The organism is Streptomyces sp. NPDC002055 (genome assembly GCF_040296705.1).
Taxonomy (GTDB): Bacteria; Actinomycetota; Actinomycetes; order Streptomycetales; family Streptomycetaceae; genus Streptomyces.
In genome coordinates this window covers 1-23,714 of the sequence record NZ_JBEOXS010000077.1, presented here as the reverse complement: position 1 = coordinate 23,714, position 23,714 = coordinate 1, and the positions used below count along the sequence as shown (strand labels likewise).

The following is a 23,714-nucleotide window of genomic DNA, read 5'->3' as shown; positions in this document are numbered from 1 at the left end:
CCCGTAGACTCCCTCTAGTGACAGACCTCCGGACGCGCGGCAAGATGACCGGGGCTGTCGGCAAGATGCAGTGATCAGGGAGGAATGGTCGTCGTGAGCAGCAGGCCGTCCCGAGGCGCTGCTCGCCTCGCCGCCATACTCGACGCCCTGCCCGACGCCCTGTTGCTGGTGAACTGCAACGGCACGGTCGTCAACGCCAACACCATCGCCCTGGAGACCTTCGAGTCCCCCGGCACCGCCCTCGTCGGCCGCGGTCTGCTCGACCTGCTGCCCTCCTTCGACTCCAAGCGGATCCCCGGCTCCATGCGGCGGCCCGAGGAGGGCGAGGAGGGCGGCAGGACCAGGCCGACCAGGATGGTCGCGCGGCGCACCGACGGGACGGAGTTCCCGGTCGAGGTGACCAGCGCCAACCTGGAGGACGGCCGGACCCCGTACGCGGACCCGTACGAGCACCACTACACCGGTGACGAGCTGCTGATGCTCGTCGTCCGGGACCTGACCGGCACCGTGGACACCGAGGCCGAGCTCGCCCGCCAGCAGCGCCAGACCGAGATGATCCTGCGCGCGGCGGCCGAGGGCGTCGTGGGGGTGGACACCGAGGGCGGCATCGTCCTGGTCAACCCGTCGGCGGCGCAGATCCTCGGCTACCGCGCCGGTGACCTCGGCGGCCGGAAGCTGCACCCGCTGCTCCACCACTCCCGGCCCGACGGCTCGCCGCTGCCGTACGAGGAGTCGCCGCTCGCCGACTCCCTGCGCTCCGGCCGCAAGCACCGGGTGCGCGGGCAGGTGCTGTGGGCCAAGGACGGCCGGGCGGTGCCCGTCGACCTGACGACCGCGCCGGTCCGGGACGGGGACCAGCTCGTCGGCGCGGTGATGACCTTCACCGACCGGCGGCAGCAGGACGCCCTGACCGCCCGGCACGCCCAGCTGCTCGCCGTGCTCGGCGAGTCGCTGCGCGGCCCGCTGGAGCAGCTGCGGGGCGAGCTGGGCACCCTGGCCGCCGACCCGGCCGGCCAGCTGTGGCCCGAGGCCAACCAGATCCTGCACTACCTCACCGCCGGCTACGCACGGATGACGACGCTGGTCGACAACGTGCTCCGCTACCAGCGGCTCGACGAGGGCAGCGAGCGGCTGGAGCTCAAGACCGTGGAGCTGGACGCCGTCGTGGCGGCCGGTGTGGAGGGCGCGATCGAGCTGATCGGCCCGGGGCGCGCCCAGTTCGCGGTGCACGCCCCGCCGATCGAGGCCGAGGTCGACCCGGAGCGGCTGGCGCAGGCGCTCGCCCACCTCGTCGCGGACGTGGCCGGGGTCGACGCCACCGGCAACGCCCCCGCGGGAGGCTCCGGCGACTCGACGATCGTGGTCGCCGCCGCGCAGCGCGGCGAGGTCGTCCGCATCGAGGTGCGCGGCCCGTACGCCGGGGGCGACCCGGTGCACGAGCCGATCGTCCGCGGCATCGTGCGGCGGCACGGCGGTGTGCTGCAGACCCACGAGGTGCCGGGCGCGGGCGGCAGCGCCTATGTCCTGGAGGTGCCGATCGCCGCCGGGGGCGCCCCGGCGGCGGAGCGCGCCACGGACCGGGACCGCGAGAACGCGACGACCGTGATGCCGGTGCCGAAGGAGCGGGCACGGGGCACCGGCGGGGCGCAGGACGCCGGTACGGGCGCCCCGGACGCGCCGACGGGCGGCCGGACGGCTTCGTTCCTCGGCAACGGAGCGCCCTCGGGCGCGGTGGCCGACGGCCGCCGGCTCGGGACCCCCGCCGGCACACCCGCCGCCCCCGCCGGGGCGGACGCCGCGGCACCGGGCGGACGCCGCCGGGCCCGCCCCGCGGCGGAGATCCCGGGTGGCCCCGCCGCGCCACAGGCCCCGGCCGCGGGCATCCCCGTCGACACGGACACCGCCGGCACCGGCGAACCCGGCGGTCTGATCGGTCCGCCCGACATCATCGGCCCGGAGGCCGCGAACGTCCCCGCCCCGGCACCGGTCCCGGAGTCCACGGCGGGCCGGGTCGCCCGTCCGGCGCTGCCGTCCGGCGCCGTCCCGCAGGCGCAGTCCGCCACGCCCGACGGCGCGCCCGCACCCGGCGCATGGGGTGCCGACGCACAGCCGGAGGGCGCTCCGGTCCCCGGTCAGGGCGCGCGGATCCCGGGTCAGGCGACGCCGGACAACGGTGTCCGCCCCACCGGGCGCCGCCGCGGACGGCCCAGCCCGGCCGAGTCCGCGCCGGGCGACGCCCCGCAGTCCGGCCCGGAGGGCGCCGCTGCTTCGGGCGCCCCGCAGTCGGGCCGCCGGGCCCGGCGCGGCGGCGACGGTTCGTACGGTGCGCTGGCCACGGCCGCGGAGGGGCAGCCGGGTCCGGACGGCGGGGACGAGCGCTTCGCCGGGCCGAACGGGCCGTTCCCGGGCGGGCCGAACGGCGCGACGGTCCCACCGCAGGGCACCGGCCGCCGCGCCCGCCCCGCGCTGGAGGCCCCCGGCGCGGCACCCACCGGCACCGCGCAGAACGGCCGCGCGCTGCCCGCGCTGCCCGCGGCACCCACCGGACAGGACCGCGGCGACAGCTGGGTGGCCCCCGCCGGCCGGCCGCAACTCGGCCCCGCCCAGGCCCAGCTGCCCCCCGGCGCCACCGGCCCGGCCGCCGCTCCCGGCGCACCGGCCGAGGGCGGTGCGCCCGCGCCGCGGAACGCCCCGTTCGCCACCGGTGCCCCGGTGCCCCCGCAGGGCACCGGCGGCCGGATGACCGGCCCGCCGGCCGCGAACGGCGCACCCGGCGGCCGGCTCGCGCTGCCCGCGGCGGGCGGCGGAGCTCCCGCCGCTCCCGGGAACGCCGTCCCCGGCAACGGGCCCGCCGCGGACGCTCCCGGTGCTGCCACTCCCGGTGCGGTGCCCGCCGACGGAGGCCCGTACGACGGTGCTCCGGCCGGACCGCAGCAGACCTACGGCACAGGCGTGCCCCACCAGGCACCGCCCCCGGGGCAGCCGGCCGGCCGCCGCGCACGGCGGGCCCTGGCCGACGCCTCCGACCGGCCGCTGCCCGACACCGACGGCTCCGGCACCGGCGCAGGCGCAGGCGCAGGCGCAGGCGGCCAGGGTCTCGCCCTGCCCCCGGCGGCGGCCGACCGGCCGGGTCCGGGTACGTCTGCGCAGGCCGCTCCCGCGCAATCCGCCCCGGCACAGCCCGCCACGGCACAGCCCGACGTCGCACCGCCGGCCCCTACACCGTCGGCCCCCGCGCAGGCGGCTCCGGTGCAGTCGGCCCCAGTGCAGTCGGCCCCGGTGCAGTCGGCCCCGGTGCAGCCCGCCGTGGCCCAGCCCGGCACCGCGCAGCCCGGCGCCGCGCAGCCCGGCGGCGCCCCGGCCGCGCCCGCACAGCCCGGCGCAGCACAACCCGGCGCAGCGCAGGCCGGTGCAGCGCAGGCCGGTGCAGCGCAGGCCGGTGCAGCGCAACCCGGCACCGCACAGCGCGGAGTGGCACAGTCCGCCGCCGCCCCGGCAGGAACCGCCCCGGCAGAAGCCGCCCCGGCGGGAGCGGCACAGCCCGGCGCATGGTCCGCCGCCGAACACGGGCGGCCCGACGCCGCGTCGGTGGACCCGGAGCCCACACCCCCGCAGCCGCACCCGCTGCCCACCGGCCGCCGGCGCGGCCGGCCCAGCCCGGCCGAGGAGCAGCAGGCCCCGGCCGCCGCCGGCCCGCAAGAGGGAGCGCCCGCGCAGGGCGAACCCGCCCCGGCCATGCCGGGTCAGGCCGGCCCCGGGCAACCCGCCGCCGCGGACCCGCAGTCGGCGCCACCGGCCGCGAACGCCCCGGCCGCCTGGGACGGGACCGGGGCGCCCGGAGCCTCCCCGGGCCTGCCGCAGCAGCCGGCCGCGGAGGCCGCTCCGGAACAGCAGCCGTACGCGGCCCGCTCCGGTCCGCCCGCGCCGCGCCGGATCCAGGCGTCCCAGCCGCTGCCCGCGGAGTCCCAGTCCGGCGAGGCGGTCCCGCAGTCGCGGGCGATCAGTGTGCGCACCCTCGGCCAGGGCGTGCCGTTCGCCCAGCAGATCGCCGAACAGCAGCGGCCGCAGGCGCCCGCCCCGGCCCCCGGCCAGACGTCGGGCGGCTCCGGTCGGCGGCGCAAGCTGGCCGCGCCGCCGGAGGGCGCGCGCACCGCGCCCGCCGAACAGGCCACCGCCCGCCCCCGGGACGGGCAGCAGCAGCCGCGGCTGCTGGACACCAACGGAGGCAGGGCCTACGCCATCGGCGCACCCGACGAGGGCGCCGAGGGCCCGGAGCCGCTGGACGGACCGAACGGCGCCGTGGACGTCACCGACTCCCAGGCCGCGCCGCCGATGGACGACGAACTGCCGCCGGAGCCGCTGGACAATCCGCGCCGGCTGCTGGTCTGGCCCGCGCCCGACGGCGCCACCCAGCAGGCGCTGAGCGAGCGCGGCTACCGTCCGGTGGTGGTCAACTCCCGCGAGGAGGTGGACGCGCAGATCGCCGCCTACCCCGCGGCCCTGTTCGTCGACCCGCTGACCGGGCCGATCACCCGGACCGCGCTGCAGTCGCTGCGCACGGCGGCGGTGGCGGCCGAGGTGCCGGTCCTGGTGACGGCGGGCCTCGGCCAGGCGACGCGGGAGGCCGCGTACGGCGCCGACCCGGCGGTGCTGCTGAAGGCCCTCGCCCCGCGCGACAGCGAACAGCACCCGCCGCGGGTGCTGCTGATCGAGTCGCAGGAGGCCATCGCGCGGGCCCTCACGGCGACGCTGGAGCGGCGCGGCATGCAGGTCGCGCACGCCGCGTCCGACGCCGACGCGGTGACACTCGCGACGCAGATGCGGCCCAACCTGGTCGTGATGGACCTGATGCAGGTGCGCCGCCGCCGCGCCGGGGTCGTCGACTGGCTGCGGGCGAACGGCCTGCTCAACCGCACCCCGCTGGTCGTCTACACCTCGGCGGACATCGACCCGGAGGAGCTGCCGCGGCTCACCTCGGGCGAGACGGTGCTGTTCCTCGCGGAGCGCTCGACCAGCGCCGAGGTGCAGGGCCGGATCGTGGACCTGCTGGCGAAGATCGGCACCAACTGACCCCCGGCCCGCACGGACACCAACCGGCCCCCGGTCCGCACCGACCGACCTGCCGGTCCACACCGCCTGACACCGGTCCGCACCGACCGACGCCCCGGGCCCCGCGCCCGGGGCACGCTCACCGCATGCGACGGGGGCCGGGCGCACACCGCCCGGCCCCCGTCGGCCCGTCGTCGTCCGTACCCTCGCCGTCCGTGCCGTCGTCGTCCCTGCCGACGTCAGAGTTCGGTGACGTCCAGGTCGCCGTCGGCGTACTGACGGCGCAGCACCTTCTTGTCGAACTTCCCGACGCTCGTCTTCGGCACCGCCCCGAGGACGGCCCAGCGCTCCGGCAGCTGCCAGCGGGCGACGCGCTCCACGAGGAACGCCCGGAGCTCCTGGTAGTCAGCGGTCGCGCCCTCCTTCAGCACCACCGTGGCGAGCGGCCGTTCGCCCCACTTGTCGTCGGGCACGGCGATCACGGCCGCCTCGGCGACGTCCGGGTGGGACATCAGGTGGTTCTCCAGCTCGACCGAGGAGATCCACTCGCCGCCGGACTTGATGACGTCCTTGGCCCGGTCGGTGAGGGTGAGGTAGCCGTCGGGGGTGATGGTGCCGACGTCGCCGGTGCGCAGCCAGCCGTCCTCGCTGAACTTGTCCTCGGGGCGCAGCGGTTCACCCGAGGCGCCGCCGTAGTAGGCCCCGGCGATCCACGGCCCGCGGACCTCCAGTTCTCCGGCGGACTCGCCGTCCCAGGGCAGGAACGCGCCGTCCGGCCCGGTCAGCCGCGCCTCGACGGAGGCGGGGAAGCGGCCCTGGGTCAGCCGGTAGCCCCACGCCTCCTCGTCGGTGACGCCGGCCGGCGGGTGGGAGACCGTGCCCAGCGGCGAGGTCTCGGTCATGCCCCAGGCGTGGACGACGCGGATGCCGTGCCGCTCCTCGAAGCCCTTCATCAGTGAGGGCGGACAGGCCGAGCCGCCGATGATGACGTTCCGCAGACAGCTCACATCGCGTCCGCGGGCGTCGAGTTCGGCCAGGAGCCCGCTCCAGATGGTGGGGACGGCGGCGCCGGCGGTGGGCCGTTCGGCCTCGATCATGTCGGCGAGCGGGGCGGGCTGCAGGAAGCGGTCGGGCATCAGCAGCGAGGTGCCCGACATGAACGCGGCGTGCGGCAGCCCCCACGCGTTCACGTGGAACATGGGGACCACCGGCAGCGCGATGTCCGACGACTTCAGCGCGAACGATTCGGCGGAGTTCAGCTGCATCGAGTGCAGATACACCGAACGGTGGCTGTAGCTGACGCCCTTGGGGTCGCCGGTGGTGCCCGAGGTGTAGCAGAGCGCCGCGGCCTGTCGCTCGTCGACGTCGGGCCAGTCGAACGCGGTCGGCCGCCCGGCGATCAGCTCCTCGTAGTCGTGGACGCGGACCGCGCTGCCGTCCAGCACCGACCGGTCCCCGGGCCCGGCGACGACCACGTGCTCGACCGAATCCAGCCGGGGGAGAACCGGGGCCAGCAGCGGGAGCAGCGAACCGTTGACGATGATCACGCGGTCCGCGGCGTGCCGCACGATCCAGACCATCTGCTCAGCCGGCAGCCGCAGATTGAGGGTGTGCAGCACCGCGCCCATCGAGGGGATGGCGAGGTACGCCTCGAGATGGACGCCGTTGTTCCACATGAGGGTGGCGACCCGCTCGTCGCCGGTCACGCCGAGCTCGTCGCGGAGGGCGTGGGCCAGCTGCGCGGACCGGGCACCGATCTCGGCGAAGCTGCGGCGCTCCGGGGAGCCCTCCGACGTCCAGGTCGTGACCTGGGACCGGGCGTGGACGGTCGAGCCGTGCCGCAGGATGCGGCTCACTGTCAGTGGTACGTCCTGCATCGTGCTCAGCACGGGGGCCTCCCGAAGGCGCGGTTACGCGGCGGTAATCCTGCCGTGATTCTGCGGCCATACCACCGGGTATGTCACTACCTGAGTGAAACCCGTGTCCCGGGTCACTCGCCCGGGCGCCCCAGCTCAGCGGGGTGGGGGCCTCAAGGCTTCTCCTCGTCACGCGCCTCGCTCCCGTGCCCGGCGCCGGAGGCCGGCACCGTGGGCGCGGGAGCGAGGGCTACTGCGTTTTCCGGAGGCAGTCACACCGCCCAGGTGTTCTCCGGGTCGTCAAGCCATGCTCGGTGCCCCTCAGGCGCGACCGTGAGGCCGAAGCGGGTCACGTCGGGAGAGCCCTGGTTGCGCCACCACCTGTACGCCTCGCTCACCTCGTCCCACAGCTGACGAGGGCCCGACTGCCAAACCTGCGCCTCGCCTTCTCCGTCACAGAACATCACGCACGCCCACGACAGATCCTTGCGACTGTAGAACCACACGGGCCGCGAGCCGTCCCGCTTGTCCGCCACAGCCTGGGCGCAATGCGGCACGCGCAGGCCCAGCACGAACGGGAGGTCGGTGTACTTCCCGGTGACGAACTCCGGCTCGTTCACTTCCGTCGTGCTCATGTCCGCGTCACCGAACGCCCCAGCGGCAAGGTATTCGCGGTGGGGAACATGGGGAGCACGCTGCGCGCGGAGCTTCATGAACTCCACGAGCCGGGTGAAGCGTCCGGATGCCTGCCCGTTCCGCACTCCCAGGCGAGCCACCGCGTCCCCGTTGCCGAAGCCGGTGCCCCACGGGACCACGATCAGCCCACCGGGCCGGGATTGTTCGACCCAGGCCCGGGGGACTTCTCGGAGCCCGACAGTAGCGAGGATGCGGTCGAACGGCCCGCCCGCCCGATAGCCGTCGAATCCGTCCCCGGCGACCACCTCCGGGTACAGCCCGGACCGGCACAGACGCTCCCGCGCATGGGCCGACACGGCAGGGTCGACCTCAATGGTGGTGACGTTGCGAGGTCCCAACCGGTGAGTGAGCGCGCCGGCCGTCTCGCCCGTCCCCGTCCCGACGTCGAGCACGCGCATGCCCTCATCGACCGCCAGGTCCCCCAGCAGGGAGTAGACGACCGAGGGCATGGAAGAGGAACTGGTCGACAGCCTTCCGGGGGCACGGCCCGTGTGCGCGCCGTCGTCCCACTGCGTCACGATCGGAGCGTTGCTGTCGGCCGCCCCGTACCAGGCGTCAGGATCCTCCGTCCTGTCGGTAGGGACGCTGGTCTGCCGCTCCATGTCGAACGGCCAGATCAAGTCAGGCAGGAACGAGGCCCGGTCCACGGCGGCGAAGGTCGGCGCCCAGTCCGACGCCATTGCATGTGTTTCCAGGAGGAACCGCCCCAGCTCCTTTCGGCCGGGGCGGCCCACCTGCGCGGAGTCGAGCATCACTTGCGGTGCGTCCCGTCGCCGGGCGGCGTGGAACCGTCGGGGTTCGGCGGCTCCTCGGGCGGAGTCCAAGGTGTCCCCGGATGCCCGTCGCCGTCGTCTCCACCCTGGGCTGAATTGATCGCGATTCGATCGTTCACAGCATGCTCCTTCGTCTCCAGTGAACAACTCGTGGAATCCGGCGCGGCATCGGCTACCGTGCCGGGACCTTGCCCGCCCCCGCCGGGGAAAGCCGAAGCCTGCGGGAGGGGAGGCTCGGCCTGTCCCTTCACCTCACGGTCTTGCACGCACTACGCAACCGGACGGACACGCACAGCGGTACCGTGTGGCAAGCGCGGGAAATGGAAAGTGTGGAAAGTTCGCCGAAGAACAGGAGCACTCCCGTGAGCGACCGGGCGCCGAACGCTGGGCTGGCCTGCCTGTTGAGCGCGGCGGACTGGACGCAAGCCCAGTTCGCCGCAGCCGTCAACCGCATCGGTATCGAAGCTGGGCGGCCCGTGGGGTGCACGAACTCAAACGTGAACAAGTGGTTGGCCGGAACGATCCCGCGCTCACACCTTCGTCCCCTCATCCTGGAGGCGCTGTCCCGAAAGCTCGGCCGGCCCATCACTCACGGGGAAGCCGGTTTCCCGGGGCCCGTGGCCAATTCGGGCGTTCCGGGTGACGGCGCAGGGGACACTGTGGAGGGACTTGTCTCTACCGGGAGGGCAGACATGGACCCTGAACGGCGCAAGTTCCTCGCCACCAGCCTGTATTCGGCAGCGTTGCCGGTCCCCGCGTTCCGTGAACTGGTCGACCGCGAGGAGGCGAACGCGAACGGTCGGACCACGCGTATCGGTCCGGGCGAAGTCGCCACGGTCCGCACCATGACGGAACGCATCGCGAGCATCCTGGACGAGCTGGGAGGCGCGCACGCGCGGCCCATGGCTGCGGCGTTCCTGGTGAACACCGTTGCCCCGTACCTCCGTGCCGAAGCGCCCGAGGGCGTGAAGCGCTCCATGCTCGCTGCCGCCTCCGACCTGGTGTATCTCACAGGATGGATGGCCATGTACGAGCGTGACCATGGTTTAGGGCAGCGCTACTACCGCCGGGCCCTCGATCTGGCCGGTGCCGCGAACGATCACGTCACCTACTGCCGGACGCTCCGCGGAATGGCACTGCAAGCAGCCAATCTCCAGCACGCGCGTAGGGCTCTCGAACTGGCCGACAGCGCAGCGGAAGCGGCCCCCAAGGCAGGGCCGCGCCTGCAAGCGTTCCTCGTCGGTCAGCAGGCTCACGGGGCCGCCCTCATGGATGACCGGCGCCAAGCGTTCACGCGCCTCAGGGAAACGGAATCGGCACTCTCCAAGGCGGACAACCGGCGAGATGCGATCGGTGGGTACGATCTGGCGGCCTTCTTCTTCCACGTGTCGAGCGTGAACTACGCCCTGGGCGACATCCCCGCATCCGTGCGGGCCATGCAGGACAGCAACAGGGTCCGACCACCCGCCGAACGCCAGGGCCGTGCCCATGCGAACGGCCTGCTCGCGCAACGACAGCTCGAGATGGGGCACCTCGAATCGGCGTGCGACACCTGGGGGAGGTTCCTCGACGACTACGAGGGGTTGTCTTCGTCGCGGGCCGATGAGCACTTCGAGATCATGCGGCGCAGGTTGCGCAGCCACCGGACAAGCCGGGCCGTGCGGGACCTGAGCGAGCGCGCGATCGAGCTCGCCCGGCGCAAGCGCGTCGCGTAGCCGGTACGCGGCGCTCGAACACGGCAGCAGACCGAACCGCTGTACGGCCCGCTTCGGCGTGCTGCTCGGCCCGTCGGGGCCAAGCAAGGCTTGCCCTGCTCCGCCCCCTGCCTCGGTCCACCGGAGGCGGCCCACCCTGAACAGCGCTGGAGCGAGCCGCGTACGGCATGGCTCTCCCTTACTCGATGCAGCCGAACTCGCCGGCGGCGGCAGCGGCAGCGAACGCGGAAAGGGCAGCGCGGCTGAACACCAGCGCGGGCCCGTTCGGGTTCTTGCTATCCCGGACGGCAACGTGCTGGTCATCGATGATGCCGCACTCGACGCACTCGGACTGCGCGGCGGACGCCGAGGACTTCCACCAGGTCACCGGCAGAGTCGCCGCATCACCAATGTGGCTCATGTGTTGCACTCCCCTTGTCTCTGCAATCCAATCTGGCTCGTCTACCGACACCGCACACCACGCAACCGCTCGAACGGGTCCCGGTAGACGCCCAGCTCTTCGCCATCTCAATGTACAGAGCCGAATCAAGGCTCTCGACGTAAACGTCATCGAGGTCTGCGTTTCCCTCGAATCCGAGCACCGAGAAGGAGCCCATCTGCCCAAACAAGCACACAGGAAACGCCCCCACACTGCCGTCTATGGCCGTGCGGGGGCGCGTTCTGCTGTCCTTCGCTGCCTGCCCATCCGCAGGTCCAGCGCGCTTCAGATGGCGTTGTACTCGGTGGCACAGACCTCGGCCACGAACGCGGCGAACTGATCCGGGGCAAAGAGAAGCACTGGCCCCGCAGGGTCCTTGGAGTCTCGTACAGCCACACGACTATGGGTCGGCCGGATGTCGGCCACCTCGACGCATTGTGACTGGTCGGAGCCGCTGTAAGAGGACTTGAACCAGGCAGCTCCAGGCAAGTCGGCAGCACGGACCGCGGCCGTCTCAGGCATGTGGTGTTCCCTTCATGTACTTCTTGATCAGATCGCGGGATTGGTCGGAAGGAAGAGCGGATTCACAGACGGCATCGAACACTTCCGTGAACGCGGTCACGTCTTCCGAGTCTTCGAGGAAGACGCCACCCCGGGTGTGGTCAACCGTGACCAGGGACGGCCAAGGTCTACGGAAGTCCATGATCGTCATGTTGCTGGTCAAGCCCGAGTGAATGGGGGCGTCCAGTGGCATAACCCGAAGTGTGACGTTCTCTCGCTCCGACATGTCGAGCAGACTGAGAAGTTGGTCGCGCATCAGGTCGGACGCCGAGCCCGCCCGCGGATATAGCGCGGACTCGTCAATCACCGTACGCAGTTCAGTAGGCCCAGCAGGTCTGGTCAGGATCTCCTTACGAGCCTGCCTCACCTGCACAAGCGCTGTAGCGGTTCGCTGTGTGGCAGCGCGAGGCGAGCTTGAGATGATCGCGTGCGCATACGCCGGTGTTTGGAGCAGAGCAGGGATGAGCTGCGGGAAGTAGCAGCGGATCAATACCGCCTCGGACTCGAGCGCGATGCTGTCTGCGTAAGTCCTCGGCAGGATGTCAGCGTAGGCAGCCCACCATGCCCGGTGGCCGGAGTTGATGACGCCGGCCACCTCCGCAAGGGTCTCCTGGTGCGCAACACCGTACGAGCGCAAGAGGGTTGATACCTCTTCGGCTTTGATCTGGTACTGACCGGTCTCGACGCGGCTGAGTCGCGTGTTCTCCCACCCGAGAGCGTTTGCAGCCTCCGCGAGGGTACGGCCGGACTCCTTGCGGTAGCGGCGCAGCAACCCTCCAAGTCGCCGCCTGAGGACCGGCGGTGATGTCTGTGCAGAGGCCATGTGTGGATTCTGACACAACGTTGCGAGGCGCAGGCAGAGCCGCGAAGGGAACTCACGTTCCAAGATTCCTGCGGTCTCTTCTTGCAATGTTGCGGAGTCGGCACAGATAGGAGCATGGTGGTAGCAAGGTCGCGCTGAGCAGTCATCAGCTCACGATCTGTTGATCACGCATGGTCATGCGCGCCCAGCCCAAGGGCGCCCGCCAGTCACCCCGCAAGCAGAGGGATGCCGATGATCGAGCCACAGTGGGACAGACCCCCCGCCTGTCACCCACCGCCCTTGGGGCCGCCTCCCATCCTGGTGTTGAGCGGCGAGGCCCAAGCGGCCAGAGCTGCACGCGAGTTCGTACGTGAGTTCATCGCTTACCACGCGCCAGGCGCACCTGATGCCCACGTTGACTCCGTCGTCCTGGTCACCAGCGAGCTGGTGACCAACTCGATCAGGTACGGGACCGAACCGGGCGACTCTCTCGCCTTGATCCTCACGGTGACGGCCGACCGGGTCCGCATCGAGGTCCACGACCCGGTGCGCAGGCACCCGCACTTAAAACCGGAGTCCGAGGAACGGCAGCGTGGACGCGGGATGTTCATCGTGGACCGCCTCGCGAAGTGGGGCGTGGACGAGCGTCCGTTCGGAAAGATCGTCTGGGCGGAAGTGAGCAGGTGACCAGCCCAACGGCACCGCTGCCGGGAGCCGACTTCGTAGCGCGCGTCACGGTCGCCACGTGGCTCCTCGCCCCGCCCCATGGGCTCCCCTCGCCCATCCTGCTCGTCACGCATCCCGAACCACAGGAGCGGGAAGGCTCCGCCGGCATCGACTCGGGCATGCGCGCCATCGCCGCCGGCCTGGGGCTGACACCGCCCAACGAGTGCGTGACCACCTCGGGCAGCCGACTCGTCATGCGCCGCGACGCGGTCGCACTCGACTACGGGCACGACGACTACCTGCTCCGCGTCCCGCCTCCCGGCGCACAGTGGCGCAGGGCCGCCCAGGCCGCAGGAGTCGGCATCACGCTGGGGCTCGACCCCCTGCCGGCCGGCTCGTCCCAGTGGCAGACGAAGGCCTACTTGTACCGCGCCACCCAGGCCGGGCGCGTCCTCATCGGCGTCACCGGAGTCCGCACCGGCCCCGGAGGGGCCGGGCCCGCAGCGCCCTGTTGTGCCCCGTTCATCCTCTGAACCACCCCGACCGGCCTCGGGGGTGACGGCCACCGGACAGCACCGCCACCCCCGAGGCCACCACAGATCACCCAGCCAACCGAAGGGAACGCCCATGACCGCCAACGCCTTACCCGGCGTCAAGTCCGTGGAGTGCGAGATCACCGGCACCTGCCAGCTCAGCTGTACGCACTGCTGCACCGGAAGCAGCCCGCAGACGCCCTCCGGCGCCATGACCGCCGAGCACTGGTCCGAGGTCATCGCCGATATCGCCGAGCTCGGCATTCCGATGGTCCAGTTCATCGGAGGAGAACCGACCCTCTCGCCGAACCTGCCCGCGTTCATCGACCAGGCCCTCGACGCCGGCCTCGGGGTCGAGGTCTATTCGAACCTCACGCACGTCCGGGCCTCGCTGTGGAACTCCCTCAACCGCAAGGGTGTCTGCCTCGCGACCAGCTACTACAGCGACGACACCCAGCAGCACGAGCAGATCACCCGCTCCCGCGGCAGTCTCCAACGCACCCGCGCCAACATCCGCGAAGCCGTCCGCCTCGGCATCCCGATGCGCGCCGGCATCGTCGAGGTCATCGACGGGCAGCGAGTCGACCAGGCGGCAGCCGACCTGCGCCAGCTCGGCGTCAAGCGCATCCAGATCGACCGCGCGCGGAAGGTCGGCCGCGCCGCGGACCAGAGCAAGACCGAGCCCAGCACCGGCGAACTGTGCGGGCACTGCTTCCGCCACCGCGTATCGGTCTCCCCCGACGGGGACGTATCCGGCTGCATCCTCTCGCGCTTCATGATCGCCGGGAACGTCCGCGAGCAGCGCCTCGCCGAGATCCTGCACAGCGACCGGTGGGCCGAGCTCGCCGCCACCGTGCCCGAGCCGAGCGCCGGCGGATGCCCGCCGGACGACTCGAGCGACTGCAATCCTGCCAACACGACCGCGTGCAACCCGAAGTACTCCTTCGTCCCCGCACCCCTGCCTTCCGGAGCTACGCGTGAACTGGTCTGACGCCGCCATCGGCCTCGCCGAAGCCACCACCCACCGTCATTCCCGATGGCGCGGGCCCGTCGCCACGACCCCGCGGCACGAGTTCATCCCCCGCTGGTGGGAACGGGGCCCCGAAGGGTGGGAACTGCACGACGGGCAGAGTGACCCCGAGGCGTGGCAGCGCGCCGCGTACCGCGACGCCTCGCCCGTCACCCGCGTAGGACAGTGGCACGCCGACCGGGCCGACCCTGGCGACCGGCCGAAGGGCCGCCCTACGTCCTCGGCCACCCTGCCCAGTCTGGTCGTGAAGATGTTCCAGCACGCCCGCATCGATGACGCCGACCATGTGCTGGATGTGGGCACCGGTAGCGGGTACGGGGCCGCCCTCGCCGCCCGACGGCTGGGCGACGAGCAGGTGACCAGCGTGGACGTCGACCACTACCTGGTCGCCGCAGCCCGGGAACGACTCGCGCACGCGGGCCTGAACCCCACGGTGGAGGCACTCGACGCCACCGGCGATCTCCCCTTCGACCCCGATTCGTTCGATCGGATCGTGGCCACGGTCGCTGTGCGGAAGGTACCCGCGAGCTGGCTCACCGCGTTGTGCTCCGGTGGCCGGCTGGTGACCACCCTGGCGGGCACGTCACTGCTCGTGACGGCGGAGAAGGACCCCGACGGAGGCGCCACGGGCCGTGTGGAGTGGGACCGGGCCGGATTCATGCACGCTCGTTCCCACAGCGACTATCCGCCCGGTGCGGAGAACGTGCACACCATCGCGAAGAGCACCGACGGCGACGAGGTGTGCGTCGGCCAGTACCCGGTTGTCGACGTGGCGAACGCGTGGGACCTGTCGAGCATGCTCGAGCTCACGGCGCCCGGGATCGAGCACGAGTACTGGGAGCACGGCGAGGAACGCGGTGCGATCATGGCGCACCCCGACGGCTCGTGGGCCCGCGCCACCTCGGTGGGCGACTCGTGGCCGACGGTCCACCAGGGCGGACCACGGCGCCTGTGGCCCCTGCTCGACGCATGCCGTAGCCACTGGCTCACCCATGGCGAGCTACCGGTACGGGGCGCGCAGGTCTTCATCAAGCCGGACGGGACGACGATCATCGCCCGGGGCGACTGGCATGTGAAGCTGAGCTGATCACCTCACTGAGGAAATGCCCAGCGGCCGTCAGGCCGCTTGGCCGATCTCCGGGTCGTCGCGCAGTTTCGACAGGGCCCGGGAGACGGCGCTCTTGACCGTGCCGACCGAGACCCCCAGCAGCTCGGCGGTCTGCGCCTCGCTCAGGTCCTCGTAGTAGCGGAGGACGACCATGGCGCGCTGGCGGTCGGGCAGCCGGAGGATCGCCCGCCACATCGCGTCCCGCAGCACCTGGTGCTCGGCCGGGTCCGGGGCCGGGGCGGTCTCCCGCTCCGGGAGGTCGTCGCAGGCGAACTCGTCGACCTTGCGCTTGCGCCACTGCGAGGTCCGGGTGTTCACCAGCGCCCGGCGGACGTACCCGTCGAGCGCCCGGTGGTCCTCGATCCGCTCCCACGCGAGGTACGTCTTGGTCAGCGCGGTCTGCAGCAGGTCCTCCGCGTCGCACGGGTTGGCGGTCAGCGAGCGGGCGGTGCGCAGCAGCACCGGTCCGCGGGCTCGCACGTACGACGAGAACGACGGGTACACGGCAGCCGACGAGAAGGACGGATACACGGCAGCGGATGCGCTGGTGCAGACAGGCGTGGTCATGCGCACAACGCTAGGAGCGAGGGAGGTGTGCGGGGATCGGCCGGAGGTGCCGAAGGGGGATCAGCCTCAGGTTGTACGGTCGCGGCGGCTCCGACCTCCCTCAGGTGGAGGTCCGGGCGGCCGGAGTCGGGGACCGGCGCGCCGGGTGGACTCCGGCCGGGCGGAGGGGTCGGCGGCCCGGGGTCACTCGATGACCGCGACGGGCGCGTCCACCATATTGCGGTCGATCTTCATCGTCACCCCGCCGTACTCCTCGGTGACGTTGCCCGCGTACTGGTGGATCCGGCGGTGCGGGGTCCAGGCGTCGTCGGCGAGCGACGGCTCGTCCTCCACTGATCCCGGGATGTCCCAGCGGGCGAACCACATGATCTCGGGGAGGTCCTGCACGCCGGACGCCCGCAGGGTGTCCATGTGCCGCACGCCGGAGGTGGAGCTGCTGTAGAAGCCCGGCAGGAAGCCCTGGCGGCGGACCTCGTTGTTCCAGCCCTGGACGAAGGAGAGCGTGGTGTCCGCGCACTCGGGGTCGTTCTGGTCGTACGCCTCCATGTCGAGGTAGATGGGGCTGTTCTCCCGCATGCCGAGGGCGACGGCGCTCAGCACCGCGTCCCGCCCCTCCTCGGCGCCCTGGTACCAGGGTTCGGCGTCGATGATCACGTTCTGCTTGCTGCCGCTGTGCACACAGGGGGACTGCGACCCGACGTACAGCGGCAGGATGCTCCAGCCCTCGTCGTGCACGCTCCGCACCCAGCGCGGCCCCAGGTTGACCTGCTGTTTGCAGGCCCGGCCCCGGCCGCCGATGTAGACGCCGACGGCCCGGTACTGGGACTTCCGCCAGGCGCTCATCGCGCCCAGCGACGGGGCCTCGCAGGTGTCGAACCCCCGGCCGGTGAAGACCTCCACCTCCGGCGCCAGCGGGTCCCCCTCGTCGGCGCCGTCCTTGGACGCCGCGGGTCCGGCAGCGCCGTCCTTGGCCGCCGCGGCCGGCCCGCCGAAGAGCCCGCCGAGGATCGCGGCCAGCGCCATCAGCAGCGCGGCGGCATATTGAATGATCTTCGTTCGTCGTCCCATACGGGGAGTGAACGATCCGCGGGACCTGAAGCACCGTCAGACACGCGACACCGGAGCCCGATGTCAGCCGTCCGTACCAAGCACCAGCCCCGAGGTCGGAACCCCCGTTCCCGCGGTCACCAGGGCCCGCGCGGCGCCCGGCACCTGGTTCACGGCGGTTCCCCGGAGTTGCCGGACCGCCTCGGCTGTGCCATTCATCCCGTGCAGATACGCCTCGCCGAGCTGGCCGCCGTGCGTGTTGACCGGCAGCGCCCCGGAGGCGAGGAACTCCGCCCCCTCCCCCGGGCCGCAGAACCCGTACTCCTCCAGCTGCATCAGCACGAACGGCGTGAAGTGGTCGTAGAGGATCGCCACATCGACGTCCCCGGGCCCCAGGCCGCCGGTCCGCCACAGCTGGCGGGCGACCGCCCCGGCCTCGGGCAGCCCGGTCAGGTCGTCCCGGTAGAAGCTGGTCATCTGCTCCTGGGCACGGCCGGCGCCCTGGGCGGCGGCGGTGATCACCACGGGCGGGTGCGGCAGGTCCCGGGCACGCTCCACGGAGGTCACCACGAGCGCCTGGCCGCCGTCGGTCTCCTGGCAGCAGTCGAGCAGGCGCAGCGGCTCGACGATCCAGCGGGACGCGGCGTGCTCGGCGTGCGTGATCGGCCGGCCGTGGAAGTGGGCGGCCGGATTCGTCGCCGCGTACCGGCGCCCGGCCACGGCGACCTCCCCGAAGACCTCGGGCGTGAGCCCGAACGTGTGGAGGTAGCGCCGCGCGGCCATGGCGACCCAGGAGGCGGGGGTCAGCAGCCCGAACGGCAGCACCCAGCCGAGGGCGGCGCCCTCCGCCGTGGGGGCCCGGTGCTGCACGCCGGAGCCGAAGCGGCGCCCCGACCGCTCGTTGAACGCGCGGTAGCAGACGACGACCTCCGCCACCCCGGACGCCACCGCCAGCGCGGCCTGCTGCACGGTGGCACAGGCCGCCCCGCCGCCGTAGTGGACCCGGGAGAAGAAGGACAGCTCACCGATGCCGGCCGCCTGGGCGACGGTGACCTCCGGGCTGGTGTCCATGGTGAATGTGACCAGCCCGTCGACATCGGACGGTGCGAGCCCCGCGTCGTCCAGGGCCGCCCGCACGGCCTCGACCGCCAGGGTCAGTTCGCTGCGCCCCGAGTCCTTGGAGAACTCGGTCGCGCCGATACCGGCGATGGCGGCCCGGCCGCCGAGGGTGTCACGGCTGCGGAGGCTCACCGGGCACGCTCCGACGGGGCGGGCGGTTCGGGCCGGTTCCGCAGATCCGGCGGTCGCCGCTGGTCCGACGGTTGTGGCTGATCCGGCGGTTGCGGCTGCTCCTGCGGTTGTGGCTGCTCCTGCGGTTGTGGCTGCTCCGACGGTTGTAGCTGCTCCGGCGGGGCGCCCTCGGGCCCGGGCCGCGCCCCCTCCACCGGGGTCCCGTCCGGCAGCTCGACGGTCACGGTGCCGGTCACATGGTGGCCGAGCCCGTTGGCCCCGACGACCCGGACCTCGGCGGTCCCGTCGGCCACGGCGGTGACCGTGCCGCTGAGCACCATCGTGTCCCCGGGGTAGTTGGGCGCCCCGAGCCGGATGGCAATCCTCCGCAGCCGCGCCCGGGGCCCGAAGTGGTCGGTGATGTACCGGCCGACCAGGCCGTTGGTGGTGAGGATGTTCATGAAGATGTCGGGCGAGCCCTTCGCGCGGGCCGCCTCGGCGTCGTGGTGGACGTCCTGGAAGTCGCGGGAGGCGATCGCCCCGGCGACGATCAGGGTGCGGGTGACCGGCACGGTCAGCGGCGGCAGTTCGTCACCGGCGCACGGGCCGGCGGTGGCACGGACGGTCACACGGACTCCTTCGTCGGCGGTGCGGCTACGGGGCCGGGGACGGCGGGATGAGGGCCGGGTCCTGATTCCGGGGCCTGTTTCCGGGTGGTGGTGCCGGGGGGGCCGGGTGGTGGCGCCGGTTCCGGAGCGGTGTCCATGGGACGGCGGGGCGTCGGTTGGACCGCGGGGCATCGGTCTTCCCCGAGCGGCGTCGTCGCACGGCGCGGGCCCGGGTCCGCGCCGTCACCGCGCTCCGCGGCCGTGCCCCACCGCCCGGAACACGGGCAGGGTCAACTCCTCGTCCGCCTCCAGGAACTCCAGCTCGACGGGCATCCCGACGCGCACCTCGTCGTACGGCACCCCGGTGATGTTGCTGATCATCCGCACGCCCTCCGCCAGCTCCACCAGGGCCACCGCGTAGGGCCCCGCCCCGCCGGCCGCCCCACCGGTCGCCGTTCCGGTGCCCCCTGCGGGCTGCGCGGAGAAGGCGGGGAACGGCGGGTGGTGCATCACGACGTACGAATAGACGCTCCCGGCGCCCGACGCCGCCACGGTGTCCCACTTCCCGGAGCCGCAGCCGTTGCAGCCGGGCAGCCAGGGGAAGCGCAGTGCCCCGCAGTCGGTGCAGCGCTGGACGAGCAGTTCACGCCGGGCTATCCCGTCCCAGAATCCCTGGTTGTCCGCGTTGATCACCGGGCGGGGGCGGCGGGCCGGTGGCGGCGCCTTCCGGACGGGCGCGTACTTGAGGACCCGGAACCGGTGGGTGCCCGCGAGCTCGCCCCCGGCGCGGATCTCCATCCGGGTGGTGATGAAGTGCCCGGTGCCGAGCTTGGTGGTCTTCCGCGGCGACACCGCCTCGATGACGGAGTCGTAGCCGATCAGGTCCCCGGGGCGGAGCGGACGCAGATATTCCTGCTCGCAGTCGGTGGCGACGATCGAGGTGAACCCGGCGTCGTCGAGCAGCGCGAACAGCTCGTCGAACACGGTGGAACGGCCCTGGTGCCCGGAGAGCCCCGCCATGGTCCACGCCTGGAGCATGGCCGGGGGCGCGACCGCCGGATAGGCGGCGCCGGTGTCGCCCATCGCCTCGCACCAGTGCCGGATCATCGGCTCGTTGACGAGGTCCCGGCCCTCCCCGCCGACCGTCGCCGGACGCCCCACGTAGGCCACGAGCCGCTGATGGAGCTCGTCGGGCGGCGCGGCGCGCGCTCTGTGCCCACCCGTGCCGTCGGAGACCTCGGCACACTCGACGCCCTTGCCGTCACCGGCACTCCGCTCGGTCACCGCCCACCCCTTCCCGGCCGCCGCGTACCCGAGAAACGCGTTTCTGACTGTCCGTCAGATACTGGAGAGTGTCAAGGGCGGGGTCAGCGGCTGCGACGGGTGACGACGTCGGACGATGACGTTCCTACGCGTACGCCAACTGCCAGCTCCTCGCCCGCTCATCCAGGTCAGCGACTGCCCGTGCGCCGTTCCGCGACAGCGCCCGCGCCTGCCGCCGCATCCCCGACACGGCGTCCACGGCCCGAGCCGAGCGCACCCCCTCCAGCAGATCCAATGACTGCCCCCACGTGTGACACGCCTGCTCGATGTGCCCCTGCGCCGCCTGCTGTTCGGCCTGCGCCGCGATCGTCAGTGCGTTGATCCGCTGCTGGGCGACGCTCCGGCCGCGTGCGGCTGCCGCGTAGTGGCGCTCGGCATTCGCGTGGTCGCCCAGCGCCTTCAGCGTCTTCGCGCTGTGCGAGGAGACGCATGCCCGGGCGGACCCCCACAGCGCCGCCCACCTCGGGAGCGCGGCCTCCTCACCACGCAGCACCAAGTCCTGCGCTTCCTTCGTCTGGGCGACGGCCTCGCGCCCACGCCCCGCGACTGCCAGGGCCCGGGCCCGGGTGACGGCGAACATGGCCTCGGTCGCCGGGTCGGCCTTCCCCTTCACCCGGGAAAGCGCCGCCTCGGCGAGGGCGAGCGTGTGCTCCGGCCGTCGGATGTCCATGCCGTTGTGCGCGAGAATCCGCAGGATGAACGCGCTGTGCAGGTCGTCCCCGGCCTCGCGGGTGAGGCTGTACGCCTGCAGGTAGTAGCGCTGCGCGAGCCCGTGCTCGGAGGCGTCGTACGCCTTCCACCCGCACAGGTACGCCACCTCGGCCGCCGCGGACAGCATGGCCGACCGGTCCTGATCGCTCGCGAACTCCGCGCGGCACAGGGCGGCGACATCGCTGGTGAGGTACTGCACGACGGCGGACCGGCCGTGTTGTCCGCCGTGCCGCTCGTCAATGGCGGTGTACAGGGCGGTCATGTCCCGCACCGCCTCGATCTCGGCCCGTCCGGTCCGACGGCGGCCGGCACGGGCGCGCTCCTGGTACTCGATCGCTTGCTCGGCACCGAGGGGCAGCCCGGCGGCGGCAACGGAGTAGACGGCGGAGGTGAGGAGTTTTCGGCGTCGGATGTCTGCCTCCCCGAGTCGGCACAGCATGTCCACTGGATCGGGCCCGAGACGTAACCCAAGATGCGCATCGGGCCGGTCTGCATCGGCAGGCAGCAGGCCGAGGGTGTGCGGAAGCACCGTCCGGCCGAGCCTGCGGGACAGGGCCACCGCGACATAGGCGGCTGTCTGCGGCTCCGGCCGCTTCCCGCTGACCCAGTGGGCCACCGCGGACTTGTTCGTCCGCAGGGAATCCCCGCACTCGGCAGCCACCGCACGGACGTCGCGGGCCATCTGGTCGTACGTCAGACCGGCCTCGTGCATGGCGTCCTTGAGCGCGTCGTTGCGCACACGTGGTTCATCCACGCTCGGTCACCCTTCCTGAGCAGGGCGTTAAACCCGGTAAACCCATCGGTCCCCACCGGCAGTAGTCGTCCCACCATAGACCGCGTTGTACTCGCCGTACCGACCCATGCACACACGGCAGCCCGGGAGGCCGCGGTGACGTCCGACGAGAGACATGGACCAGCACAACTGGCCACCGATGCGCCGCCAAGCGCAGCGAAACCGATCGACGCGACCACGATTCAGGCCACGATCGACCGCGCCCTGCGGACCGGCACCGGCCGACTCGTCATGGACGAGCTGACCGAGCTGGAGGCACTGCTCCGCGGACACATCAACCTGCTGCTCCCCGACGCCGAGGCCGCCGCCGACCGGCTCTGGCGCGGCAGCCTCACGTGGTACCAGTGCCGGGCCCGGCTCGACGGCATCGGACGCCAGATGAAGCAAAGCCTCGGCGACCGTCCTCTGGCCGCGCACGTCCAGGTGACCCAGCTCGCCCGCGACTGCCAGTGGCTGCTCGTCCACCACCGGCACCGGGAGGGGTCATGACCGAGCGGCTGTGCAACTGGCACCAGGGCCGCACCGGTCAACCCACCCTCATCGCCCTGATCGAAACCGGCAGCGGCCCCGGCGCCATCCTCTACGCCTGTCCCGAGTGCATGCGCATCTACCGGCTCCGGCCCTTCGACCCGGCCAAGAGCGGCGGCCCCGTCTACCAGCGGCGCCGCACCTAGAACCGGGCCCGTCGGCGGCCGGTCCCCCTCGCCGCCGGCGGGTCCTTGCGTGCTCGCGCCTGCCGCCGGCGGGTCCACGGGCACCGAGAGCCGCCGACGGGGCCATGGGCAAGCGGATCCGAAAAAGAGGCTGCACGACGACTTCGGGGGGTCGTCGTGCAGCCTCTCGCCCGCTCCCGCACGGCTGCTGGGAGGCAGCCGATCACCTCGGCCGGGTCATGCGGGCCGGTTCATCGCGCCGGTCACGTCATCCAGGAGAAGCCGGTCACTTCATCTGGGAGAAGTTGACCGTCGCGCCGGTCTGGGACTGGGTGACCGTGGCCGGGCCGGGGCCGACCACACCCGCGGAGTTGTTCTGGTTCGACGCCCCGGCGCCGGTGGAGACCTGCTGGGTCGTGGTGGAGTTGCCGCTGTTGGTGCCCGCCACACCGCTTTCGGCCATGCCGGCGGTGCCGGCATTCGATCCGTTGCCCGCACCGGGGCCGTTGTCGGCCTGCGCCCCGCCAGTGAAGAGCACGGCGGCGAGGGGCAGCGAGGCGACCGCGGCGAGGGTGCGTGCGGTACGGATGCTCGGCATGGAGGTCCTCCAGAAGGGAAGTGCAGGGTGCGGTGAGGCGGTTGGCCGGTGCCTCGGGTACGACGTCGCGGAGGCAAAGGTGCCCATCCGACCACTGCCGAACCGCCCCACCGCACCGATTCGCCCGCAGGCGTGAGGAGTTAGCGGTAAACCTCTCCCGCACCACCCGAACCGGTGCCCCCAGGGCGCTACTTCGGGAAGCGGAAGCCGTCGACGGTCCGGTCGAAGACCGGGCGGTACTTGGTCCAGTCCTCCGCGGGGGCGCTGAGGAAGATCACATACCGGGTGTCGTCGGGGCCGTTGAAGGCCAGCTCCACGGCCCGGTACTTCCGGACCCTGCCGGTGAAGGTGAACTCCCAGTAGCCGGCCCGCTGCCCGCGGAAGGTCGTCGCGTTCATCTGCACCCGCTGGTAGTTCGGGTTGTCGCGGCGCGTCTGCTCCTCCTCGACGTCCCGCCAGTGCTTCAACGGATCGGTCCCGGCGAAGCGGTTCGCCTCGATACGGATCCCCACCAGGCCGGAGGGGTCGACATGGGCGATCTCGCCGTTGCTGGTGGCGGTCCGCTTCCAGTCCTCCGGCACCGGCACGGCCGCGCCGTTGCCCAGCTCGCGGAGCCGGAAGCCGTCGGGCACGGGCGAGGGGGCGGCGTGCGGGGAGCCGCTGGAGCTGCTGGAGCTGCTGCCGGTGGCCGGCGGCGCCGTCGTGTCCCCGGAGGTGTTCACCAGCAGAGCACCGCCGGCGCCCGCCGCCGCGAGGGCGACGACGGCCAGGGACAGCAGTGCCGCCCGCCGGCCACGCCGCCGCGGGGCCCCGCCGGACGGGGCCGTGGCGTCGGGTGCCGAGGCGATGGGCGCCGTCGGCGCCGGGGGAGTCGGCTGATCCGGGACCGGCGCCGCGGAATCCGGAGCCGCGTGGGCCACGGTCCCCGCCGCCGGCACCGGGGGCGTCCCGGCCGGGGTCGCGGAGTCTTGCGGCTG

At 72.4% G+C, this 23,714-nt stretch carries 21 protein-coding genes and 1 pseudogene; 8 read left to right on the top strand and 14 right to left on the bottom strand.

The annotated features are described in order from the left end of the window. The first annotated feature begins 93 nt into the window (after positions 1 to 93). Positions 94 to 5,070, top strand: a complete 4,977-nt coding sequence (locus ABT112_RS31130) for a PAS domain-containing protein (protein ID WP_351515139.1) — start codon at positions 94 to 96, stop codon at positions 5,068 to 5,070. Positions 5,071 to 5,288: 218 nt separating this feature from the next. Here the strand turns inward: ABT112_RS31130 and ABT112_RS31125 are convergent, their stop codons facing one another. The 3 genes from ABT112_RS31125 to ABT112_RS31115 form a co-directional block, all read right to left on the bottom strand. Further along, positions 5,289 to 6,938, bottom strand: a complete 1,650-nt coding sequence (locus tag ABT112_RS31125) for a long-chain fatty acid--CoA ligase (protein WP_351515138.1) — start codon at positions 6,936 to 6,938, stop codon at positions 5,289 to 5,291. A gap of 239 nt (positions 6,939 to 7,177) precedes the next feature. Continuing rightward, a complete protein-coding gene (locus ABT112_RS31120) occupies positions 7,178 to 8,353 on the bottom strand; it encodes a methyltransferase domain-containing protein (protein WP_351515148.1) in 1,176 nt (391 codons plus the stop codon). Continuing rightward, positions 8,353 to 8,493, bottom strand: a complete 141-nt coding sequence (locus ABT112_RS31115; protein WP_351515137.1) for a hypothetical protein — start codon at positions 8,491 to 8,493, stop codon at positions 8,353 to 8,355. Before ABT112_RS31115 ends, ABT112_RS31120 begins: the two co-directional genes overlap by 1 nt. A gap of 201 nt (positions 8,494 to 8,694) precedes the next feature. On the opposite strand from ABT112_RS31115, the gene ABT112_RS31110 reads away from it, so the two are divergent. After that, positions 8,695 to 10,089 (top strand): NsdA family TPR-like regulatory protein, encoded by a 1,395-nt coding sequence (locus ABT112_RS31110; RefSeq protein ID WP_502975500.1) that lies wholly within the window; start codon positions 8,695 to 8,697, stop codon positions 10,087 to 10,089. Between the two features lie 178 nt (positions 10,090 to 10,267). On the opposite strand, the gene ABT112_RS31105 is transcribed toward ABT112_RS31110, so the two are convergent. From ABT112_RS31105 to ABT112_RS31095, 3 genes are all read right to left on the bottom strand, one after another. After that, positions 10,268 to 10,489 carry a DUF397 domain-containing protein gene (locus ABT112_RS31105; protein WP_351515135.1) on the bottom strand — a complete coding sequence of 74 codons (222 nt, stop codon included), beginning with the start codon at positions 10,487 to 10,489 and terminating at the stop codon, positions 10,268 to 10,270. Between the two features lie 303 nt (positions 10,490 to 10,792). After that, the gene (locus tag ABT112_RS31100) at positions 10,793 to 11,029 is read right to left on the bottom strand and encodes a DUF397 domain-containing protein (protein ID WP_351515134.1); all 237 of its coding nucleotides are present in this window, start codon (positions 11,027 to 11,029) and stop codon (positions 10,793 to 10,795) included. Continuing rightward, positions 11,022 to 11,891, bottom strand: coding sequence for a helix-turn-helix domain-containing protein (locus tag ABT112_RS31095; RefSeq protein WP_351515133.1), 870 nt, complete (start codon positions 11,889 to 11,891; stop codon positions 11,022 to 11,024). Before ABT112_RS31095 ends, ABT112_RS31100 begins: the two co-directional genes overlap by 8 nt. A gap of 231 nt (positions 11,892 to 12,122) precedes the next feature. Between ABT112_RS31095 and ABT112_RS31090 the strand changes: the two genes are divergently transcribed. The 4 genes from ABT112_RS31090 to ABT112_RS31075 all read left to right on the top strand — a co-directional run bounded on the left by ABT112_RS31090 (position 12,123) and on the right by ABT112_RS31075 (position 15,186). After that, positions 12,123 to 12,557: an ATP-binding protein gene (locus ABT112_RS31090; protein WP_351515132.1), complete on the top strand. Its 435-nt coding sequence runs from the start codon at positions 12,123 to 12,125 to the stop codon at positions 12,555 to 12,557. Then, positions 12,554 to 13,069, top strand: coding sequence for a hypothetical protein (locus ABT112_RS31085; RefSeq protein WP_351515131.1), 516 nt, complete (start codon positions 12,554 to 12,556; stop codon positions 13,067 to 13,069). The genes ABT112_RS31090 and ABT112_RS31085 overlap by 4 nt, the downstream gene beginning before the upstream one ends. Positions 13,070 to 13,163: 94 nt before the next feature. Next, on the top strand, positions 13,164 to 14,060 hold the full coding sequence (locus tag ABT112_RS31080; RefSeq protein WP_351515130.1) for a radical SAM/SPASM domain-containing protein: 897 nt from the start codon (positions 13,164 to 13,166) through the stop codon (positions 14,058 to 14,060). Continuing rightward, complete coding sequence (locus ABT112_RS31075; RefSeq protein WP_351515129.1) at positions 14,047 to 15,186, top strand: methyltransferase domain-containing protein; 1,140 nt, start codon at positions 14,047 to 14,049, stop codon at positions 15,184 to 15,186. Before ABT112_RS31080 ends, ABT112_RS31075 begins: the two co-directional genes overlap by 14 nt. Before the next feature lie 30 nt (positions 15,187 to 15,216). Here the strand turns inward: ABT112_RS31075 and ABT112_RS31070 are convergent, their stop codons facing one another. The 6 genes and pseudogenes from ABT112_RS31070 to ABT112_RS31045 all read right to left on the bottom strand — a co-directional run bounded on the left by ABT112_RS31070 (position 15,217) and on the right by ABT112_RS31045 (position 21,447). Continuing rightward, positions 15,217 to 15,774 (bottom strand): SigE family RNA polymerase sigma factor, encoded by a 558-nt coding sequence (locus ABT112_RS31070; protein ID WP_351515128.1) that lies wholly within the window; start codon positions 15,772 to 15,774, stop codon positions 15,217 to 15,219. Positions 15,775 to 15,957: 183 nt separating this feature from the next. Then, positions 15,958 to 16,842, bottom strand: a complete 885-nt coding sequence (locus tag ABT112_RS31065; RefSeq protein ID WP_351515127.1) for a DUF1906 domain-containing protein — start codon at positions 16,840 to 16,842, stop codon at positions 15,958 to 15,960. Between the two features lie 63 nt (positions 16,843 to 16,905). Continuing rightward, the gene (locus tag ABT112_RS31060) at positions 16,906 to 18,072 is read right to left on the bottom strand and encodes a lipid-transfer protein (RefSeq protein WP_351515126.1); all 1,167 of its coding nucleotides are present in this window, start codon (positions 18,070 to 18,072) and stop codon (positions 16,906 to 16,908) included. 203 nt (positions 18,073 to 18,275) lie between these two features. Then, positions 18,276 to 18,680: pseudogene (locus ABT112_RS31055) on the bottom strand (MaoC/PaaZ C-terminal domain-containing protein); the annotation flags it as partial. A 222-nt stretch (positions 18,681 to 18,902) separates the two neighbouring features. Continuing rightward, positions 18,903 to 19,943 carry a Zn-ribbon domain-containing OB-fold protein gene (locus tag ABT112_RS31050; RefSeq protein ID WP_502975499.1) on the bottom strand — a complete coding sequence of 347 codons (1,041 nt, stop codon included), beginning with the start codon at positions 19,941 to 19,943 and terminating at the stop codon, positions 18,903 to 18,905. 124 nt (positions 19,944 to 20,067) lie between these two features. After that, positions 20,068 to 21,447, bottom strand: a complete 1,380-nt coding sequence (locus ABT112_RS31045; RefSeq protein ID WP_351515125.1) for an NsdA family TPR-like regulatory protein — start codon at positions 21,445 to 21,447, stop codon at positions 20,068 to 20,070. Positions 21,448 to 21,582: 135 nt separating this feature from the next. Between ABT112_RS31045 and ABT112_RS31040 the strand changes: the two genes are divergently transcribed. Beyond that, positions 21,583 to 21,975 carry a DUF6415 family natural product biosynthesis protein gene (locus ABT112_RS31040; protein ID WP_351515124.1) on the top strand — a complete coding sequence of 131 codons (393 nt, stop codon included), beginning with the start codon at positions 21,583 to 21,585 and terminating at the stop codon, positions 21,973 to 21,975. Next, a complete protein-coding gene (locus ABT112_RS31035; protein WP_351515123.1) occupies positions 21,972 to 22,160 on the top strand; it encodes a hypothetical protein in 189 nt (62 codons plus the stop codon). The genes ABT112_RS31040 and ABT112_RS31035 overlap by 4 nt, the downstream gene beginning before the upstream one ends. 265 nt (positions 22,161 to 22,425) lie before the next feature. On the opposite strand, the gene ABT112_RS31030 is transcribed toward ABT112_RS31035, so the two are convergent. After that, positions 22,426 to 22,737 (bottom strand): hypothetical protein, encoded by a 312-nt coding sequence (locus ABT112_RS31030; RefSeq protein WP_351515122.1) that lies wholly within the window; start codon positions 22,735 to 22,737, stop codon positions 22,426 to 22,428. A 188-nt stretch (positions 22,738 to 22,925) separates the two neighbouring features. Continuing rightward, the coding region (locus ABT112_RS31025) for a serine/threonine kinase C-terminal domain-containing protein (RefSeq protein WP_502975498.1) at positions 22,926 to 23,714 on the bottom strand (789 nt) is incomplete at its 5' end.